This window comes from Streptomyces lusitanus (genome assembly GCF_042647945.1).
Taxonomy (GTDB): Bacteria; Actinomycetota; Actinomycetes; order Streptomycetales; family Streptomycetaceae; genus Streptomyces; species Streptomyces pseudogriseolus.
Genome location: NZ_JBHRWL010000003.1, coordinates 323,304 through 340,165, shown reverse-complemented (window position 1 = coordinate 340,165; position 16,862 = coordinate 323,304). Strand labels below are relative to the sequence as shown.

Here is a 16,862-nt window from a genome sequence, read left to right as displayed (position 1 = left end):
CCGACCACCGTCGCACCGCCGCCCTGGCCCCGGCCCTTCACCCGCGCCGAACGGGTGACGCGGGTGGCGGGGTCCCGGCACCGGTACGAACCTGGCAGGCATGACCATTCAGATCACCCGCCTCAGCGACCCCGCCGTACGCGCCTTCGTCACGGCCGTGAACAACCACGACCGGGAGGGCTTCATGGCCCTGCTGGCGCCGGGCGCCACCATGGCGGACGACGGCAGCGAACGCGACCTCGCCGACTGGACCGACCGGGAGATCTTCTCCTCGCACGGCCACATGGAGGTCGAGAACGAGTCCGACGGCGGTCGCCGTCTCGTCGCCCGCTACAGCAACGACACCTACGGCGAGATGCGCACCACCTGGTCGTTCACCGTCGACGACGACGGCCGCATCTCCCGCTTCGAGACCGGTCAGGCCTGACGGCCCGCCGGAATCCGCCGCACGCGCGGGCCGGATCCGGCGCGCCTCACGCGCGGGCCGGATCCGCGTCGTACGCCCGTCGTGCCTCCTCGACCCGGCCCAGGTTGGCCGTGCCCCACTCGGTGAGGTGCGCGAAGAGCGGCGCGAGGCTGAGGCCCAGTTCGCTGATCTCGTACTCCACCCGGGGCGGCACCTCGGGGTAGTAGGTGCGCACCACCAGCCCGTCCCGCTCCAGCTGCCGCAGCCGCTGGGTCAGCACCTTCGGGGTGATGGCGCCGACGCGCCGCTGCAGCTCCACGAACCGCTGCCGCCCGTACGTGTGCAGCGCCCACAGCACGGGGGTGGTCCAGCGGCTGAACACGATGTCGACGACCGGGCTGACGGGACAGGCGAGTTGGGGCTCGCTCCCGGTGGACACCGCCTGCTTCGTTCCGGCCATGCACACCCTCCGGGATAGTCACTATCTTCTAGGTACCTACTATACGCAGGCTGTTAGCGTCCTCACCACACCGAGACAACAGGGGAGTTGTTCATGTTTGTGGTGACCGGGGCAACGGGGAACGTCGGCCGGGAACTGGTCCGTTCCCTCGCGGCGGACGGCGCGCGGGTGACGGCGACGTCGAGGGGGATCACGGCGGACCAGGTGCCGGACGGCGTACGGCCGGTGCGCGCCGACCTGACCGACGCCGGCAGTCTGCGCGAGGCGTTCGACGGTGCCGACGCGCTGTTCCTCCAGAGCGGGGGCCCCTCCGCGCATCTGATCGACCCGCAGGAGATCGTGGCCACGGCGAAGGCCGCCGGCGTCACACGCATCGTGCTGCTGTCCTCGCAGGGCGTCGCCACCCGGCCGGATTCGGCGTCGCACGGCGTGGTGGCGCGCGCCGTCGAGGACGCGGTACGGGAGTCGGACGCGCACTGGACGATCCTGCGGCCGGGCGGCTTCCACTCCAACTCACTCGCGTGGGCGGGCGCGGTGCGCTCCGCGCGGACGGTCGCCGCGCCGTTCGGCGGCGTGGGGCTGCCGCTGATCGACCCGGCGGACATCGCCGAGGTCGCCGCCGCCGTCCTGCGCGACGGCGGACCGGGCGGCCGGGTGATCGAGCTGACCGGCCCGGCCCTCGTCACCCCGCGCGAGCAGGCCGAGGCGATCGGGGCGGCGCTCGGCGAGCCGGTGCGGTACGTGGACCTGCCCCGCGCCGAGGCCCGGGAACAGATGCTGCGGTTCATGCCCGAGGAGGTCGTCGAGACCACGCTCGCCATCCTGGGTGAGCCCGTCGAGGCCGAACTGCGCGCCGGCCTCGGCGTGCAGGACGTCCTCGGCCGGCCGCCGCGTACCTTCGCCGGCTGGGCCCGGCGCCACGCGGACCTCTTCCGCCGGACCGGGGCCGGGGCCTGAGGCGTCCGGGGCTCGAGGCGTGCGGGGCCCTCGGGCGCCGAGAGCCCCGGTCAACAGCCGCGAAACGCCCGTTCGGTGAGGATCGGGTGACGGGATGGTCACGAATCTCGCCCACGCGCTGGTTGGCGCGTTCAAGCACCCCGCTCAGCTCGGGTTTTGCGGATCGGTTGGCTCGGACTTGGGCGGACGTTGTGGAGATCGGCCGTACCACGGCGTCCGCCGCCTCCGGGCCACCATTGATCTGACCGCGACAAGTAGTCAGTCTTCTCGTCAGCCTCCGCGTCTCGTCACGCCGGAGGTCAACCCCCCACACCACCCTGACGAGGAGACCCCTCTTCATGACGCACAGGATGCGCACCGTCGCACTGAAGGTCACCGCAGCCGCCTGCGCGGTGACCGCCGCGAGCACGGCAGCACTGCTCGGGGCTTCGTCCGCCCAGGCCCAGCCCGCCGAGGGCACCGTCTACGGCCTCGGCGCCGCGGGAGCCGTCAAGGGCAGCTACATCGTCCTCCTCGACGAGAAGACGACGTCCGCCGACAAGAAGGAACTGGCCCAGGAGTACGGCGGCGAGCTCAGCCGCTCCTACGGCGCGGCCCTGGAGGGCTTCTCCGCCGACGGACTCAGCGCGACCGAGGCGAAGCGCCTCGCGGCCGACCCGGCCGTCGGCGCCGTCGTCGCCAACCGCACCTACCGCACCACCGCGACCCAGGACAACCCGCCCTCCTGGGGCCTGGACCGCATCGACCAGCAGGACACCGCGGGCGACAGCAAGTACACCTACCCCGACCAGGCGGGCGAGGGCGTCACCGCGTACGTCATCGACACCGGCGTGCGGATCACCCACGAGGACTTCGAGGGCCGCGCCAGCCACGGCTTCGACGCCGTCGACAACGACGACAGCGCCGACGACGGCAACGGCCACGGCACGCACGTCGCCGCCACCATCGCGGGCGCCGACCACGGCGTCGCCAAGAAGGCCAAGGTGGTCGCCGTGAGAGTCCTCGACGACAACGGCTCGGGCACCACCGAGCAGGTCGTCGCCGGCATCGACTGGGTCACCGAGAACCACCAGGGCCCGTCCGTCGCCAACATGAGCCTGGGCGGCGCCGCCGACCCGGCCCTCGACGCGGCCGTGCAGAAGGCCATAGCCTCCGGCGTCACCTTCGCGGTCGCCGCCGGCAACGAGTCCGCCGACGCCGGCCAGGGCTCGCCCGCGCGCGTGCCCGAGGCGCTCACCGTCGCCTCCAGCACGAAGGACGACGCCCAGTCGGACTTCTCCAACTTCGGCGAGTCCGTCGACCTGTACGCGCCCGGCTCCGACATCACCTCGGCCTGGAACGACAGCGACACCGGGACCAAGACCATCTCCGGCACCTCGATGGCCTCCCCGCACGTCGCCGGCGCGGCCGCCGTCTACCTGGCCGGCCACCCCGACGCCGACCCGGCCGCCGTCGCCAAGGCGCTGACCGACGGCGCCACCGCCGACGCGATCAGCAACCCCAGCACGGGCACGCCCAACAAGCTGCTGAAGGTCACCGAGTAGCACGCGGCACGGACGCTCGCGCCCACCGGGCGCCGGGGGCCACAGGGGAAACGTTCCCCTGTGGCCCCCGTACGTCCCGGTATGACGGCGCGTGTCCCCGGCGCGCCCGGGGCGAGTGGCCCGGCTCACATGGCGTACCGCCCCCGCCGCGGACACGATGGTGATCGTCACCGGCAGGCTGAAGGGATCGACCATGTTCCGCAAGGTGCTCGTCGCCAACCGCGGCGAGATCGCGATCCGGGCGTTCCGCGCGGGCTACGAACTCGGTGCGCGCACCGTCGCAGTCTTCCCGTACGAGGACCGCAACTCGCTGCACCGTCTGAAGGCCGACGAGGCCTACGAGATCGGCGAACCGGGACACCCGGTCCGGGCCTATCTGTCCGTCGAGGAGATCGTCCGCGCGGCGCGCCGGGCGGGCGCCGACGCCGTCTACCCGGGCTACGGATTCCTGTCGGAGAACCCCGAGCTGGCCAAGGCCTGCGCGGACGCGGGCATCACCTTCGTCGGCCCCGACGCCCGCATCCTGGAGCTGACCGGCAACAAGGCCCGCGCGGTGGCCGCCGCCCGCGAGGCGGGCGTCCCCGTCCTCGGCTCCTCCGCGCCCTCCACCGACGTCGGTGAACTGGTGCGCGCCGCCGACGAGATCGGCTTCCCCGTGTTCGTGAAGGCGGTCGCGGGCGGCGGCGGCCGGGGCATGCGCCGCGTGGAGGACCCCGCCCAGCTGCGGGAGGCGATCGAGGCCGCGTCCCGGGAGGCCGCCTCCGCGTTCGGCGACCCCACGGTGTTCCTGGAGAAGGCCGTCGTCGAACCCCGCCACATCGAGGTGCAGATCCTCGCCGACGGGCAGGGCGAGGTCATCCACCTCTTCGAACGGGACTGCTCGGTGCAGCGCCGCCACCAGAAGGTGATCGAGCTCGCCCCCGCGCCGAACCTCGACCCGGAGCTCCGCGACCGGATCTGCGCCGACGCCGTACGGTTCGCCCGGCACATCGGCTACCGCAACGCCGGCACCGTGGAGTTCCTCCTCGACCGCGACGGCCACCACGTGTTCATCGAGATGAACCCGCGCATCCAGGTCGAGCACACGGTCACCGAGGAGGTCACCGACGTCGACCTGGTGCAGGCCCAGCTGCGCATCGCCGCCGGCGAGTCGCTCGCCGGCCTCGGACTGTCGCAGGAGTCGATCACCCTGCGCGGCGCGGCCCTCCAGTGCCGCATCACCACCGAGGACCCGGCCAACGGTTTCCGCCCGGACACCGGCCGGATCAGCGCCTACCGCTCGCCCGGCGGTTCCGGCATCCGCCTCGACGGCGGAACCACCCACGCCGGCACGGAGATCAGCGCCCACTTCGACTCCATGCTGGTCAAACTCACCTGCCGGGGGCGTGACTTCGCCGCCGCGGTGAGCCGCGCCCGGCGCGCGGTGGCCGAGTTCCGCATCCGCGGCGTCGCCACCAACATCCCCTTCCTGCAAGCCGTGCTGGACGACCCCGACTTCCAGGCCGGACGGGTCACCACCTCCTTCATCGAGCAGCGCCCGCAGCTGCTCACCGCCCACCACTCCGCCGACCGCGGCACCAAGCTGCTCACCTATCTCGCCGACGTCACCGTGAACAAGCCGCACGGCGAGCGGCCGGAGCTGATCGACCCGCTGACCAAGCTGCCCGAGACCCCCGCGGGGGAGCCGCCCGCCGGCTCCCGGCAGCGCCTCGCCGAGCTGGGCCCCGAGGGCTTCGCACGCTGGCTGCGCGAGTCGCCGACCATCGGCGTCACCGACACCACCTTCCGCGACGCCCACCAGTCGCTGCTCGCCACCCGGGTCCGCACCAAGGACCTGCTCGCCGTCGCCCCGGTGGTCGCGCGCACCCTGCCCGGGCTGCTCTCCCTGGAGTGCTGGGGCGGCGCCACCTACGACGTCGCCCTGCGCTTCCTCGCCGAGGACCCGTGGGAGCGGCTCGCCGCCCTGCGCGAGGCCGTGCCCAACATCTGCCTCCAGATGCTGCTGCGCGGCCGCAACACCGTCGGCTACACGCCGTATCCGACGGAGGTGACCGACGCCTTCGTGCAGGAGGCCGCGGCCACCGGCGTCGACGTCTTCCGCGTCTTCGACGCGCTCAACGACGTCTCCCAGATGCGGCCCGCCATCGACGCCGTCCGCGCGACCGGCACGTCCGTGGCGGAGGTGGCCCTGTGCTACACCGCCGACCTGTCCGACCCCTCGGAGCGGCTCTACACGCTGGACTACTACCTGCGCCTCGCCGAGCAGATCGTCGAGGCCGGCGCCCATGTCCTCGCCGTGAAGGACATGGCGGGCCTGCTGCGGGCGCCCGCCGCGGCCACGCTGGTGTCGGCGCTGCGCCGCGAGTTCGGCCTGCCCGTCCACCTGCACACCCACGACACCGCGGGCGGTCAGCTCGCCACCTACCTCGCCGCGATCCAGGCGGGCGCGGACGCGGTGGACGGAGCGGTGGCCTCCATGGCCGGCACCACCTCGCAGCCCTCGCTGTCCGCGCTGGTCGCCGCCACCGACCACTCCGAGCGGCCCACCGGCCTGGACCTCCAGGCGGTCGGCGACCTGGAGCCGTACTGGGAGAGCGTCCGCAAGGTCTACGCGCCGTTCGAGGCGGGCCTGGCCTCCCCGACGGGGCGGGTCTACCACCACGAGATCCCCGGCGGCCAGCTCTCCAACCTGCGCACCCAGGCGATCGCGCTGGGCCTCGGCGACCGCTTCGAGGACATCGAGGCGATGTACGCGGCCGCCGACCGGATGCTGGGCCGGCTGGTGAAGGTCACCCCGTCGTCCAAGGTGGTCGGCGACCTCGCCCTGCACCTGGTCGGCGCGGGCGTGGACCCGCGCGCGTTCGAGGAGGACCCGGACCGCTTCGACATCCCCGACTCGGTCGTCGGCTTCCTGCGCGGCGAGCTGGGCACCCCGCCCGGCGGCTGGCCGGAGCCGTTCCGCAGCAAGGCGCTGCGCGGGCGCGCGGAGCCCAAGCCGGCGCCGGAGCTGTCCGCCGAGGACCGCGAGGGCCTGGCCAAGGACCGGCGCCCGACGCTCAACCGGCTGCTGTTCCCCGGCCCGACCCGCGAGTTCGAGACGCACCGCCAGTCGTTCGGCGACACCGGCGTCCTGGACAGCAAGGACTTCTTCTACGGGCTGCGCCCCGGCAAGGAGTACGGCGTCGACCTCGACCCGGGCGTCCGGCTGCTGATCGAACTCCAGGCCATCGGTGAGGCGGACGAGCGCGGCATGCGCACGGTGATGGCCACACTGAACGGCCAGCTGCGGCCGATCCAGGTCCGCGACCGCGCCGCGGCCTCCGACGTGCCGGTCACCGAGAAGGCGGACCGCGCGAACCCGGGCCATGTGGCGGCGCCCTTCGCCGGTGTGGTGACCCTCGCGGTCGCCGAGGGGGACCAGGTGGAGGCGGGCGCCACGGTGGCCACCATCGAGGCGATGAAGATGGAGGCGGCCATCACGGCCCCGGCGTCCGGCACGGTGTCCCGGCTGGCGATCAACCGCATCCAGCAGGTGGAGGGCGGCGACCTCCTGGTCGAACTCGCCTGACCGCCAGGCAGTATGCCGAAGGCATATGCCCGACACGGGGTCGCCGCCGCACCGGACGGCGGCCCCGTACGAACGTCCGGCGGGCCTTCGAACAAGCCTGCGCGGGTGAGCTGTGGGACCGTAGATTGAGCGGCGACAACAGCTCCCGGAACACCACGGACGGCACTCATGACCGACCCTGCGACGGCCCCCGGATCCGCGCGGCAGAAGATCGACACCTCGGTGCCGCACTCGGCGCGCATCTGGAACTACTGGCTGGGCGGGAAGGACAACTACCCCGTCGACGAGGAGGCCGGCGACGCCTACACCGCCGTCTTCCCCGGCATCGTCACCATCGCCCGCAGCAGCCGCGCCTTCCTGCGCCGCAACATCACGTACCTGGCCGGTGAGCAGGGCATACGCCAGTTCTTGGACGTCGGGACCGGCCTCCCGACGGCCGACAACACCCACCAGGTCGCCCAGCGGATCGCCCCGGAGTCCCGGATCGTCTACGTCGACAACGACCCGATGGTCCTGGCGCACGCCCGCGCGCTGCTCTACTCCACGCCCGAGGGCGCGACGGCGTACGTCGACGCGAACGTGCTGGATCCCGAGCGCATTCTGGAGGCCGCGAGCGGCACGCTGGATCTCTCGCGTCCCACCGCGCTGATCCTCAGCAACATCCTCGGCCACATCGCCGACCTCGACGAGGCGCGCTCGGTCGTGGACCGACTGATGGCCGCCCTGCCGTCCGGCAGCTTCCTGTCGGTCAACGACGGCTCGCGCGGCGTCGACCCGGTCTTCGAACAGGCGCAGGAGGCCTACAACTCCAGCGGCGCCGTGCCGTACAACCTGCGGACGGTGGAGGAGATCACCTCCTTCTTCGACGGGCTGGAACTGGTCGAGCCGGGCGTGGTGTCCGTGCAGCAGTGGCGTCCGGAGGCGGACGCGCCGGAGCCGGAGATCATCGCCGAGCACGGCGGGCTGGCCCGCAAGCCTTAGCGTCCGTTCGGCGTCGTCGGAAGAGGCGGGTCCCGGTAACTCCCGGGGCCCGCCTCTTCGTTGTTCACACGACAAACTTTGAACTCGTCGATGACAAAGTATGGACGAGTTGAGCAGAAGTCTCCTAGCGTATCGGCGCAACCGTTGGCGTACTCGGGAAAACGCGTACGCAGCACCGGAGTTGTCCGGCCCTCCGGTCGACCCAGCAGGAGGCAGCAGCATGGACGCACGGCTGTACCGGCATGTCCGAAGATCACTCACCGGCCTGCTCGTCGGCGCCTTCCTGGCCGGCGGCGTATGGGGGTCGCCCCTGGCCTCGGCCCGTCCGGGCGCCGCCGCACAGGCCGACGTGCCGCCCCAGGAACCGGGCGTCACGCTCCGCGTGTTCGACGTACAGGTCCCGCTCGAGAAGATCTGCACCCTCAAACCCGGCCAGACCCCCAACGTCGACCGGCTGGCCCCGGTCGTCGGCTTCACCTCGACCGCCGACTTCGGCGGGATCGCCGACAACTTCGTCAGCCAGGTCACCGGCAACGTCCACGTCCCGGCCGCCGGTTCGTACACCTTCCGGCTGACCAGCGACGACGGTTCACGGCTGCTGATCGACGACCAGGTGGTGATCGACCACGACGGGCTGCACGGCGCCGAACCCAAGGACGGCACCGTCGAGCTCACCGAGGGCATGCACGCCCTGCGCATCGACCACTTCGAGCGCGGCGGCGGCGAGCAGCTCACCCTGGCCTGGCAGCCGCCCGGCGCCGACGGTTTCACGACCGTGCCGAACGAGGCGCTGAGCACCGACGCCGGCGTGGTGCGGGTGACCGCGCCTGGCCGCAAGGAGTGCGAGGGCATCACCGACTCGCCCGGCGACGGCCTGCCGCTGAACGCCGTACGCCCCGACCACACCCTCACCGACCTGCGCCCCGAGGGCTTCGAACCGCAGGTCACCGGCATGGACTGGCTCCCCGACGGCCGGCTCCTCGTGAGCACCTGGGGCGGCACCGACAACACCACCGGTGAGATCTACGCCATCGACCACGCCACCGGGAACACCGGCCCGGACAAGGTCACGGCCACGAAGATCGCGGGCGGGCTGAAGGAGCCCATGGGACTGAAGGTCGTTGACAACGCTGTCTACGTCTCGCAGAAGCACGAGCTGACCGAGCTGCGCGACAGCGACGGCGACGGCTTCCTCGACCGCTCCCGCACCGTCGCCACCTGGCCGTACGGCGGCAACTTCCACGAGTTCGCCTTCGGACTCCTCTACGACAAGGGCTACTTCTACCTGAACCTGTCCGTCGCCATCGACTACGGCGGCGCCACCACCGACCCGCAGCCCGCACCCGGCCGTGGCGTCACCATCAAGGTCAACAAGAAGACGGGCAAGGTCAGTTACCTGGCCGGCGGGCTGCGCACGCCCAACGGCATCGGCTTCGGGCCCGGCGGCGGCATGTTCGTCACCGACAACCAGGGCGGCTGGCTGCCCGCGTCCAAGCTGGTCCACATCAAGCAGGACCGCTTCTTCAACCACTACACCAACCCCGCCGGCCCCTTCGACAAGGAGCCGGTGACCCAGCCGGTGCTGTGGCTGCCGCAGAACGAGATCGCCAACTCGCCCAGCACGCCCCTGTATCTGACCAAGGGACGCTTCAAGGGGCAGATGCTGTTCGGCGACGTCACCTACGGCGGGCTCCAGCGCGCCTACCTGGAGAAGGTCAAGGGCGAGTACCAGGGCGCCGTCTTCCGCTTCACCCAGGGTCTCGAAGCGGGCGTGAACCGCATCAGCATGGGCCCCGACGGCGCGATCTACGCCGGCGGCCTGGGCGCCGACGGCAACTGGGGCCAGGAGGGCAAGCTCAAGTTCGGCCTGCAGAAGCTGACGCCGAACGGCGGCAACACCTTCGACATCCAGGCCATGCGCGTACGCAAGGGCGGCTTCGAGCTGGAGTACACCCAGCCCCTGTCGGAGGAGACCGCCGAGGACCTGGTGAGCCACTACGAGGCCCAGCAGTGGCGCTACACCCCGACCCGTGACTACGGCGGCCCCAAGATCGCCGAGGAGACCCTCCAGGTGACCTCCGCGAAGCTGTCCGCCGACCGCAAGAAGGTCACGCTGGCCATCGACGGCCTCAAGCCCGGCCGCGTGGTGCACGTCCGCTCCCCGCGCCCGTTCAGCTCCGCGTCCGGCGAGACCCTGTGGAGCACCGAGGCCTGGTACACCCTCAACGCGCTCCCGGGCGCCCAGCCCGCACCCGGCCCGGTGTACGAGGCGGAGGAGGCCGCACTCACCGGGGCCGCCGGCATCAACACCGACCACCGCGGCTACTCCGGCAGCGGCTTCGTCGACCGGTACGCCACCCCGGGCGCCACCACCACCTTCGACGTCTCGGTCGGCCGGACCGGCTCCTACGACGTGGGCCTGCGCTACTCCAACGGCCCCAACCCCTTCCAGGGCACCAAGTCCGTCTCCCTGTACGTCAACGGACACAAGATCAAGCAGACTCAGCTGCGCAGCACCGGCGACTGGGACACCTGGTCCACCCAGCGGGAGACGGTACGGCTGCGCGCCGGGCACAACACCGTCGCCTACCGGGTCGACGAGGGCGACACCGGGCACGTCAACCTGGACCTCGTCACCGTCGACCGGCACGGCGCCCCGGTCACCCTGTTCGACGGCCGGAACCTCGACCGCTGGCAGCACACCGACGGACGCCCGGTGGAGTGGTCGGTCGACGGCGGGGCGGCCGAGGTCTGCTGCGGTGACATCCGCACCAAGGACAGCTACGACGACTTCCGGCTGCACGTCGAGTACCGGCTGCCGAAGCTGCCCCCGGACGTCACCGGCCAGAACCGCGCCAACAGCGGCGTCTACCTCCAGGACCGCTACGAGGTGCAGATCCTGGACTCCTACGGCGACACCACCCTCGCCACCGACGAGGCGGGCGCCATCTACCAGAAGAAGGCGCCCGACGTGAACGCCGCCAGGCCGCCGGAGACCTGGCAGACGTACGACATCGTCTTCCGCGCCGCACGCTACGACGCCGAGGGCAACAAGACGTCCGACGCGCGGATCACGGTGGTGTGGAACGGCAAGAAGGTCCACGACGACGTGGCCGTCGACAGCCCCACGGGCGGCGGCGCCCCCGAGGGCCCGGCAGCCGCGGCGATCCGTCTCCAGGACCACGGCAACGCGGTGCGGTACCGGAACATCCGGATCGAGCCGCTGAGCTGAGGGGACAGGGCGTACGTACACAGGTGTGGCCGGGACCCCGTGGGGTTCCGGCCACACCCTTGCCGGGGGCAGCGGCACGGCCGCACGGGGAAGGGACGCCCGGACGGCCAAGCCGGAGGGCGCGACGGGCAACCCGGTGGCACGCTGAGACCGAACGGAGCCTGTCGAAAGGACCTACGGTGATCACCACTGACTTCGCCCCCGGCTCGCCCTGCATGCTCGACCTCGGCGTCCCCGACGTCCCGGCCGCCGCGTCCTTCTACCGCGCGGTCCTCGGCTGGGACCTCGAGCCGATGGGTGAGGAGGTCGAGGGCGGCATGTTCCGCATGGACGGCAAGATGGTCGCGGGCCTCGGCAAGCTCACCGAGGAGGGCGCCCGGCCGGCGTGGATGATCTACTACACGGTCACCGACGCGGACGCCACCACCCGGGCCGTCGAGGCGGGCGGCGGCATGGTGCGGGTCGCGCCGATGGACATCGAGCAGTGGGGGAGGATGGCCCAGTACAGCGACCCGCTGGGCGGCCAGTTCGCCGTGTGGCAGCCCGGCGAGAGCACGGGCGTCGACCTGGTGGACGCGCCCGGCTCCCTGTGCTGGACCGAGCTGTACACCAGTGACGCGGCCGCGGCGCGGCGGTTCTACGGCGACGTCTTCGGCTGGCAGTTCAGCGACATGCCGATGCCGGGCGGCGAGGGCACGTACACGATGATCACCCCGGCGGGCCTGCCCGAGGAGCGGATGCACGGCGGCCTGCTGGAGGTCGGCGAGGACGCCCTGTCGCTGGCCGGCGGGCGGCCCTACTGGCACCCGGTGTTCGCGGTCGCCGACTGCGACGCGGCCGTCGCCCAGGTCCGCGGGAACGGCGGCACCGTGCAGATGGGCCCGGTGGACGCGGAGGGCGTCGGCCGGATGGCCCTGTGCCTCGACCCGTTCAAGGCGGACTTCGTGCTGCTCACCCCGACGCAGGGCTGACGGGCCGGGGCGGCCGGTCGGAGGCGGCCGGCCGCCGGGCGTCCACCTCGATCTCGATCCTCATCCGGGGATCGGCGAGTCCGCAGACCATCATCGTCGCGGCCGGCCGCACCTCCCCGAAACACCGGCGCAGTACGGGCCAGCACGGCTCGAAGTCCGCCCGGTCCGGCAGCAGATAGCGCACCCGCACCACGTCGGCGAACGTGCACCCGGCCTCCGCCAGCGCGGCTTCGATGGTGCGCAGGCACTGCTCGGCCTGCTCCACGACGTCGTCGGAGATCGTCATGGTGGCGTAGTCGAAGCCCGTGGTGCCGGACACGTGCACCCGGTCGCCGTCGACCACGGCACGGGCGTAGCCGATCCGCTCCTCGAACTCCGAACCGCTGAGAATCGCCCGTCTCCGAGGCTCACCCGACCGGTGGATCATGGCGGCATCGTACGTCCTCTCGTCGGCGTCCCGTGCCATGACCGGGACTCACGCCCGTCGCGCTCCGGACATCTAGACGCGCAGGCGCTTGGCGAGCTGGCGGGCCCGTTCCTTGCCGCGCGCGACGGCGGCGGCCGCGTACACCACCACGACCCACGGGCGGGCGTCGAGGTACTGCCCGTGGGTGAGGGCGGTCAGCGTCACGACGCAGGGCAGGGCGAGGACGGCCAGGGGCAGGTTGAGGGCGGTCCAGAACCGCAGCTCCTTGCGGTCGTCGGTGAGGTAGAAGAACAGGAACCCCACGAACGAACCGATGAAGATCACCCCGGTGGCGAGGTCGACGTACGCCGAGAGGAGATCGGCGGTGGACCGTTCAGGCGGCGCACTGTCCCGGAAGGGGTTGAGATCCAGCAGAACGGCGCTGTTGGCGAGCAGGGCGAAGCCGATGGCGGGAGCGGACACCAGGGTCAGCCACCCCCCGAGGGGATGCTCCGGCCCGGTGACGAGGATCAGCCCGACGCTGAAGACCGCCAGGGCCCAGGCCAGGTACGTGTAGTAGGTGAACGTGACCGAGTAGGCCCACGTGCCCCACACCGCGAGGTAGAGCAGCATGCCCCCCGCCCACAGCCATGTCTTCCGCGCGTGTTCGGTGCCGCCGAGCATGCCCATCAGGTGCTCGCCCGCCCAGTGCCCCATGCACTTCGGTGCGCCCTTGGCCCTGCGCGTGGCGGGACGCCCGCACGGCGACTCGTCCTCCACGTCCCTCAGCTTGGTGTACGAGCACGAGAAGCCGAGGCTGCTCACCCGCGGACCTCATAGGTGGTGCCGGACGGCATCTGCGACTCCCGGGCGGCCACCACGCGCTCGTGCAGCCACTCGATGGCCGCGCGACGGCTGGACTGCCAGATCTTCCACCAGGGGCCTTCGGTGAGCGGGACCGCGAACCACTTCTTGAGCTCGGCGGCGGAGACGCTGTGCTTCATCACCTCACCGAGCACTCTGCGCCGCCGCCGCAGCATCAGCAGGCCGAGGCAGTTGCCGAGCAGGAACAACGCGGCGACGGAGAGCAGCGACACGGCGAGCCACTGGGGCAGGAATCCCGCGTCGTCCTTGTCGCCCGACGGGGCGGTCACGTGCATCAGGACGCTGGTGAGGGCGGTCCCCAGCAGGGCGAGCCACACGGTCAGGGCGATGACGGCCCGGCGCCCCAGCCGGCGCAGGCGGCCCATCTCCAGCTCCGCCCAGCCCGGGTTGGTGGTCAGCCACAGCGCCCACTTGCTGAACCGGTCCCACTCGCTCGGCAGCAGGTCGCGGTGGAGGCCGTCGCAGCTGTTCCGGTCGGAGGTCACGAGAATGCTGTGCCAGGTCTGGCTCAGCTCGTCGTAGCCGAGTTCGAAGTTGGGACGGCCCTCCTCCCAGTCCTGGAAGAGCTTCCGGTCGAAGGGCACCCAGTGGAAGCTCATGCCGGGCGCGCCGAAGCCGGGCTGCCCCCAGTGCTTGGTCAGGGCCTCCAGGCTCGGGACCCGGTTGACGACGGTCTCGACGCGAAGCCGGTTGAAGTCCTCGACGGTCTCCGTGCAGTTGCTGAGGATCGTCTCCCGCTGGTCCTTGGCCCCGGCCCGGGCGGCGGCGACGATGAACGGGTGGTGGGCGGCGGTGAGCGAGTTGATCGCGAGCGGGTCGAACTGCGCGCCGCAGTCGATGACCACGCAGGTGGCGCCCTGCCGGATGCCGCGGTCGAACGCCGAGTCGAGGATCTGCCGGCAGGCGACGTTGGAGCGGCGGTCCTTGATCTCGGCCACGAGGTCGAAGACGAAGAGCTTGTCACTCACGCGGGCCGCGGGCAGCAGCATGATCTTCCCGCAGTCGAACCGCTTCAGATAGTCCGGGGTGACATCCAGCAGCCCGTCGTGCAGCTGCCGCGACGGGGTACGGGTCTTGGAGCGGGAGTGGGCCGCCACATGGTCCGCGAAGGTGCGGACCCGCCCGACGTCGCGGTGGGCGCGCTGACACCACTCGCTCGTGCCGCCGTGCTGGGCGATGTCGGCGTCGAGATAGAGCACGTTGTTGCCGGACTCGGCCAGCAGCTCCGCCGTCATCATCGCGAGAGTGGTCTTGCCCACGCCACCGGAGGTCCCCACGAACGCCCAGCTGGGCATGGGCGGCTGATAGGGGGCGGGCGGCGGCAGCGGGATGCTCCAGTCGGTGCCCTGGGCGGCATGGTGCAGGGACGGCGTCTGGCTTCCCCGGGTGTCCCGCCGCACCAAGTCCCGGACGTCGGAGATCAGAGAGCTGACCCGGGCGTCGCCGGCTCCGCTGTCGACACCGCGGTCCAGTACGGAGAGCAGCGCGTGGGTGAAATTGCCGTGCCCGTGCCGGGAGTTCTCGCGGGCCACCTCGTCCGGGCCGCAGGCGGACACCACGATCCTGCCGTGCCCCTCCATCTGGAGGAAGTCGTCCGTGGCGGCCGCCGCCGCGCCCTTGGCGCCGATGGCGAAGCCGCGCCCGTCGCCCGCGAACGCGCCGCTGAAGCAGGTGTCGAGCATGACGAGCAGCCGGCGGGTCCGCAGCCGGTTCAGCAGCGCCCACACCTGCTGCACCGGCAGGGCCGAGGCCAGCGGCTGGTCGATGTCGGTGTCGAAGGGCAGCAGGAAGGTGGACCAGCCCTTGTCGGCGTCGGCGCTCGCCCGCAGGTCGGACATGCCGTGCCCGGACCAGTAGATGAGCACCGGGTCGTCCTCGTCGGTGGCCCGCTGGTTCAGGCCGACCTCGAGCTCCCGGTAGATCTCCCGGCGGGTCGCGCCGTCGTTGGTCAGGGTGACGACCTCGAATCCGGCGGACTCGAGCCGCTGCGAGACCACTTCGGCGTCGTTGACCGCGCATGTCAGCGCGGGTATCTGCTTGGCTGCGTAGCGGTCGATGCCGATGACGAGTGCCTGGGGCACGGTCCCTCCGATCGGGCCGGCGCGGTGATGCTCCTTGAGGTGGCCTGCTGTCCGGGCGCTATCGCGGTGTGCCGTCGCCGGGCTCGGTGCGGTCCGGGGTGCGGTCACCGGTGCGCGCCCGTTCGACGAGATCCGCCGCCAGCCGCTCCGCGTCCGCGGCCGAATAGCCCTCGATGGACACCGATCTGCCGTCGACCTTGAACCGGTGCACCTTCCCGCGGTGCCGGCGCAGGAAGGCGACGACCGTCCCGCCCACCGCGGTCCAGGCCGCGGGATTGCCCGCGGTGGCGACGACCACCTCGGACAGGACGCCACGGGCGTTGCCTTCGGGGATGTGGAAGCCCCGCTCCCGCAGGTACTCCCGGAAGCCGTCGGCCAGTTCGGCCGGAAGGTCGAGCGAGAAGCTCAGTCTCCGGTCCGGGGAGCGCAGGACGAATGCGCCGCCGTCCCCGGCGCCCGTGCCGCCGTCACGGATGATCACTGGTTCCCCTTCAGGTCTCAACTGTACGTGCAGGCGCGCCAATTGATCGAAGACGTTAGCAGTGACACGGCGGTTACGTCGCGTGTTTGTGTGGAGGGGATTTCGTGGACCGGCCTTCACTTTTCCGGCTCCCGTGCGGCATGCGGAGGCCGGGGTACGCGTCCTTGGACGCCGGGCCCTGTGTGAGCGGCTTCATGCTTTTGTTGTTTGCCTAAACCTTTTAGGCGGAGGCATGCTTGGTGTAGCTGAAGGAAAGGAACCTCATGGCTCCGCGCGTAGGACTCACCACCGAACGCCTGACCACCGCGGGCGCGGAACTCGCCGACGAGGTGGGCTTCGACCAGGTGACCGTCTCCGAGCTCGCCCGGCGCTTCGACGTCAAGGTGGCGAGCCTCTACTCCCATGTGAAGAACTCGCACGACCTCAAGACCCGCATCGCCCTCCTCGCCCTGGAGGAGCTCGCCGACCGCGCCGCCGACGCGCTGGCCGGACGGGCCGGCAAGGACGCCCTGGTCGCCCTGGCCAACGTCTACCGCGACTACGCGCGGGAGCACCCCGGCCGGTACGCGGCGGCGCAGTACCGGCTCGACCCGGAGACCGCCATGGCCGGCGCGGGCGTGCGGCACTCCCGGATGACCCGGGCCCTGCTGCGCGGCTACGACCTGGACGAACCGGACCAGACCCACGCCGTTCGCCTGCTCGGCAGCGTCTTCCACGGCTACGTCAGCATCGAGATGGGCGGCGGCTTCGACCACAGCGCCCCCGACACGGAGGAGACCTGGTCCCGCGTCCTCGACGCGCTGGACGTCCTCCTGCGCACCTGGCCGCCCGCGCCCTGAGCCCCCGACGCCGCCCCCCTCGCGTCCACCCGTAACTCCAGAAGGACGGAC

At 71.5% G+C, this 16,862-nt stretch carries 13 protein-coding genes; 8 read left to right on the top strand and 5 right to left on the bottom strand.

Annotated elements, in window-relative coordinates; genetic code table 11:
- Positions 1–100: 100 nt before the first annotated feature.
- A complete protein-coding gene (locus ACFOSY_RS06000; RefSeq protein WP_006131068.1) occupies positions 101–427 on the top strand; it encodes a nuclear transport factor 2 family protein in 327 nt (108 codons plus the stop codon).
- Between the two features lie 46 nt (positions 428–473).
- On the opposite strand, the gene ACFOSY_RS05995 is transcribed toward ACFOSY_RS06000, so the two are convergent.
- Positions 474–866: a winged helix-turn-helix transcriptional regulator gene (locus tag ACFOSY_RS05995; protein WP_394305661.1), complete on the bottom strand. Its 393-nt coding sequence runs from the start codon at positions 864–866 to the stop codon at positions 474–476.
- Between the two features lie 93 nt (positions 867–959).
- Between ACFOSY_RS05995 and ACFOSY_RS05990 the strand changes: the two genes are divergently transcribed.
- The 6 genes from ACFOSY_RS05990 (at position 960) to ACFOSY_RS05965 (ending at position 12,119) form a co-directional block, all read left to right on the top strand.
- A complete protein-coding gene (locus ACFOSY_RS05990) occupies positions 960–1,823 on the top strand; it encodes an SDR family oxidoreductase (protein WP_394305660.1) in 864 nt (287 codons plus the stop codon).
- A 338-nt stretch (positions 1,824–2,161) separates the two neighbouring features.
- A complete protein-coding gene (locus ACFOSY_RS05985; RefSeq protein WP_394305659.1) occupies positions 2,162–3,367 on the top strand; it encodes a S8 family peptidase in 1,206 nt (401 codons plus the stop codon).
- 193 nt (positions 3,368–3,560) lie between these two features.
- On the top strand, positions 3,561–6,935 hold the full coding sequence (locus ACFOSY_RS05980) for a pyruvate carboxylase (RefSeq protein ID WP_394305792.1): 3,375 nt from the start codon (positions 3,561–3,563) through the stop codon (positions 6,933–6,935).
- Between the two features lie 168 nt (positions 6,936–7,103).
- Positions 7,104–7,916 carry an SAM-dependent methyltransferase gene (locus ACFOSY_RS05975; protein WP_394305658.1) on the top strand — a complete coding sequence of 271 codons (813 nt, stop codon included), beginning with the start codon at positions 7,104–7,106 and terminating at the stop codon, positions 7,914–7,916.
- A gap of 220 nt (positions 7,917–8,136) precedes the next feature.
- The gene (locus ACFOSY_RS05970) at positions 8,137–11,148 is read left to right on the top strand and encodes a family 16 glycoside hydrolase (protein WP_394305657.1); all 3,012 of its coding nucleotides are present in this window, start codon (positions 8,137–8,139) and stop codon (positions 11,146–11,148) included.
- A 179-nt stretch (positions 11,149–11,327) separates the two neighbouring features.
- Complete coding sequence (locus ACFOSY_RS05965; protein ID WP_394305656.1) at positions 11,328–12,119, top strand: VOC family protein; 792 nt, start codon at positions 11,328–11,330, stop codon at positions 12,117–12,119.
- On the opposite strand, the gene ACFOSY_RS05960 is transcribed toward ACFOSY_RS05965, so the two are convergent.
- The 4 genes from ACFOSY_RS05960 to ACFOSY_RS05945 all read right to left on the bottom strand — a co-directional run bounded on the left by ACFOSY_RS05960 (position 12,100) and on the right by ACFOSY_RS05945 (position 15,972).
- Positions 12,100–12,546, bottom strand: coding sequence for a RidA family protein (locus tag ACFOSY_RS05960; RefSeq protein ID WP_394305655.1), 447 nt, complete (start codon positions 12,544–12,546; stop codon positions 12,100–12,102). The two genes, ACFOSY_RS05965 and ACFOSY_RS05960, sit on opposite strands and share 20 nt — an antisense overlap.
- Before the next feature lie 72 nt (positions 12,547–12,618).
- Positions 12,619–13,350 (bottom strand): hypothetical protein, encoded by a 732-nt coding sequence (locus tag ACFOSY_RS05955; protein WP_394305654.1) that lies wholly within the window; start codon positions 13,348–13,350, stop codon positions 12,619–12,621.
- Positions 13,347–15,491 carry a caspase family protein gene (locus ACFOSY_RS05950; protein WP_394305653.1) on the bottom strand — a complete coding sequence of 715 codons (2,145 nt, stop codon included), beginning with the start codon at positions 15,489–15,491 and terminating at the stop codon, positions 13,347–13,349. The genes ACFOSY_RS05955 and ACFOSY_RS05950 overlap by 4 nt, the downstream gene beginning before the upstream one ends.
- 58 nt (positions 15,492–15,549) lie before the next feature.
- Complete coding sequence (locus ACFOSY_RS05945) at positions 15,550–15,972, bottom strand: effector-associated constant component EACC1 (RefSeq protein WP_394305652.1); 423 nt, start codon at positions 15,970–15,972, stop codon at positions 15,550–15,552.
- 263 nt (positions 15,973–16,235) lie between these two features.
- On the opposite strand from ACFOSY_RS05945, the gene ACFOSY_RS05940 reads away from it, so the two are divergent.
- Entirely contained in the window at positions 16,236–16,811 is a 576-nt protein-coding gene (locus ACFOSY_RS05940) for a TetR/AcrR family transcriptional regulator (protein WP_394305651.1), read from the top strand.
- Positions 16,812–16,862 lie beyond the last annotated feature (51 nt).